The sequence below is a fragment of the Streptodolium elevatio genome, assembly GCF_040649515.1.
GTDB classification, from domain to species: domain Bacteria; phylum Actinomycetota; class Actinomycetes; order Streptomycetales; family Streptomycetaceae; genus Yinghuangia; species Yinghuangia elevatio.
The window spans coordinates 1-3057 of record NZ_JBEZFP010000270.1; the positions used below are offsets into that span (position 1 = coordinate 1).

General features: G+C 73.7%; 3 protein-coding genes. All 3 read right to left on the reverse strand.

The window, feature by feature from the left end:
- A partial coding sequence (locus tag AB0C36_RS42890; protein ID WP_358365180.1) for an iron chelate uptake ABC transporter family permease subunit occupies positions 1 to 595 on the reverse strand: 595 nt, incomplete at its 3' end.
- Positions 592 to 1704, reverse strand: a complete 1113-nt coding sequence (locus AB0C36_RS42895; protein ID WP_358365181.1) for a heme/hemin ABC transporter substrate-binding protein — start codon at positions 1702 to 1704, stop codon at positions 592 to 594. The genes AB0C36_RS42890 and AB0C36_RS42895, both read right to left, overlap by 4 nt.
- Positions 1705 to 1707: 3 nt before the next feature.
- On the reverse strand, positions 1708 to 2589 hold the full coding sequence (locus AB0C36_RS42900; protein ID WP_358365183.1) for a neocarzinostatin apoprotein domain-containing protein: 882 nt from the start codon (positions 2587 to 2589) through the stop codon (positions 1708 to 1710).
- Positions 2590 to 3057: the final 468 nt, after the last annotated feature.

The following is a 3057-nucleotide window of genomic DNA, read 5'->3' on the forward strand; positions in this document are numbered from 1 at the left end:
TGAAGATCACCAGCACCGCGCCGACGGTCGCGCCCGCGGACACCCCGACGACGCCGGGTTCGGCCAGCGGATTGCCGAACACGCCCTGCATGAGGGCCCCCGCGCAGGCCAGCGACGCGCCGATGAGCAGAGTGAGGACGATGCGCGGGAAGCGCACCTCCCACAGCACGGCTTCGGCGGTCTGGTCCAGGCGGTGGCCGCCGAGGCCGCAGCGGTTCAGCACGGAGTCGAGGACGTCGCCGACCGGGATGCCGTACGCCCCGATGCCGGCCGCCACCACGCACATGACAAGGACGGCCGCCGCCAGGGCGACCAGGAGCAACGGGCCCCGCCAGCCGATGCCTTCGCTGCCGCCGCCGCTGTCGGACGGGTCAGCGGAAGCATCGGCTGACCGGTCGAAGGGGTCGTCCTCGAAGTCGTCGTCCTCGAACGCGTCGCCGCCGAACGAGTCGTCGCCCAACAAGTCGTCGTCGAAGTCGCCGTCGACGTCACTGTCGAAGCCGTCTTCGATTCGGGTGTCTTCGGCATCGGATCGACCCGCCTTGGCGGCGCGGTCCTCGCAGCCTTCGTCGACCTCGTCCAGACGGGCCGTCATATCCCGCCTCGCCCGGTCGACTTCGCCATGTCGTGCGCCGGGCGGGCGGCGGCCGCCTGCGCTCCCGCGTCCGCCCACAATGCGTCGGGCCCGGTATAGAGGAGTTCGACGAGCGCGCGGATGACCGTGGCGGTACGCGGGCCGAAGTTCAGCACCACGCCGTCCTCCACCGTGATGACGCGGCTCTCGCGCCCGGCGGGCGTCTGCGCCAAGCCGGGCATCTTGCGCAACCCCGGCATGCCGCCGATGGATTCGAGTCCGTGCGTCATCAGCAGGAAGACGTCCGGACGGCCGCCGACCAGTGCCTCCGAGGTGATCGGCGTGTACTTGCGCAGTCCCAGCTCGGTACCGACGTCGACGCCGCCGACGGTCTCGATGATGTCGTCCGAGCCGGCCCCGTCACCGCCGATCAGTTGGACGCCGTGACCGCCCCGTACATACAGGAAGGCGATGCGCGGCGCCTTGACGCCTGCCGGCACGAGCGCGCGGGCCGCTTCGATCTCGCGATGAGTGCGGTCCACCAGGGCCGTGCCGCGGTCGGGTACGCCCAGCGCCTCGGCGACTTTCGCGATGCGGCCTTCGACACCGCCGAGTGTCCACACCGCTTCGAACACCACGACGGGGACCCCGGCGCTGCGCAACTGGTCGATCGCCTCGGGCGGTCCGCTCTCGCCGTCCGCCAGGATCACCGTGGGGTGTTGTGCCAGCACCTGTTCGGGCGAGACGTCGTGAGCGTTGGTGACCACCGGCAGGGCGGCGGCCTCGGGGAAGGTCGCGGAGACGTCGCGCGCCACGACCCGGGAACCGAGTCCAAGGGTGAACACGATCTCCGCGAGAGCGCCGTTGAGCGGCACGATGCGGGTGGCGTCCGCGACTTCGACCCGGGCTCCGGACGCATCGGTGAGGGTGATCGGGAGCCGGGGCGCGGGTGCGTCGCCGGGGAGGACGTCGAGCCGCTGGTCGTCCGTCGGGACGGCCCGCGCGTCGCGCTGTGTGCCGCCGGAGGAGTCGGCGGCACAGCCGCTGACGGCCACCGCCACGGCGATGACGCACGAGGCGAGGACCGTGCGGACGGAACGGCGGCCGACCGGTGCCGGGGACCGGGCCATGGCTCAGCTCCCCGTCTCGGTGGCGGCCGGGCCCGACAGCCCGGTGGCGCCCGTCGGCCCGGACTGCCCGGTCGGGCCGGTGGCCCCGCCGGTTCCGGGCATCGCCGCGACCGCACCTGACGGCACGTCAGCGTCCCGGCGTCCGCGGCGGTTTCGTACGAACAGCAGGCCGCCCGCCAGGAGCGCCGCGGCCGCCGCACCCCCGCCCCACAGCACCGGCGCGCCGACGCCGGAGTCCGAGTCGCCGCCGCCCGCGGCGAACGCGACCGGCACCCGCACGTCGGCGGACCGGTCGCCGGTCCGCGTGTGGTCGGCCCGGCTGAGCACCGCGCAGGTCACCTTTGCGCAGTCCTGGACACCGCCTTCGGCACCTTCCACGCCGATGGTCGGGGTCACCGTGATCCGCACCTCGAACGTGCCGCCGGGGCCGTACGGCTTGGCAAGCTCCGTGCCGTACGACGGCGGCCTGGACGAGATCCACTGCGAGGCCCCGGTCGCGCCGCCCGTGTCGGCCCCTCCTCCGCACGGTGTGGGCAGTTGCCCGGGTCCGGTGTCGACGCAAAAGGCGATGTATATCCCCTTGTTGGCGTCGTATCCGCTGCCGCGCACCACGAGCGTCTCGCCCGCCCCCACGTCGGCCGTACGCGAAACCCACAGGCGCTGCCCGGTCGGCCCGGTGATCTCCCGCGCACTGGCGTCGGCCGGCTTCGGCTCGGGCGCCGGGGACTCCGCCGCGCCCGCCGGACCGATGGCGGCCGCACACAGAACGGCCGCGGCCGCGGCGGTCCGACCTGCGGCCACCGCCCCGCGCGGGGACTTGGTACGCCGGCCCGCGGGGCACGGGTCGGCGGCGCGCGGGGTTCGCGCGCGACGGGGTCCGGACATGGGTGTTCGCTCCCTACGACGTGGTTCGCGGGCTCGGCGTCCTCGGACGGGAACCCGTGTCCGCCGGCGTTTCCGCTGGTCCGCCCGGAGATTCCCGTCCACGGACCTGGTGCCCGCAGAGAGAGTTAGGTTAGCCTAACCTAACTTCTACGGGAAGATCGGCCGCTGCCCGCCGGAAAACCCTTGCCGTGCCGCCGTGTTCGCACGGCACCCCGCCGAACACCGGGAGAGCGCCGGGAGAAACATCGGAAAACGGGCCGCACCGCCGCTGATCGGACACCTGGAAAGGCAAACCATGCCCCTGACCCCGCCCTGCGCCGACCCGCGCCGCGCGCCCGTCCCGGCACCACGCCGGGACATTGCGCCGACGCGGCACGCGCACCGGCCACCACACAGGACCCGAAGTACTCCCGCCGCCGTGATCGCGGTCGGCGCGGCGGCCCTCGCCGTCGCGGCCCCCCCCGCCCC

Coding starts and splice junctions, on each gene's coding strand:
- AB0C36_RS42895 (WP_358365181.1), bottom strand. CDS start 1,704: ATGGCCCGGTCCCCGGCACCGGTCGGCCGCCGTTCCGTCCGCACGGTC.
- AB0C36_RS42900 (WP_358365183.1), bottom strand. CDS start 2,589: ATGTCCGGACCCCGTCGCGCGCGAACCCCGCGCGCCGCCGACCCGTGC.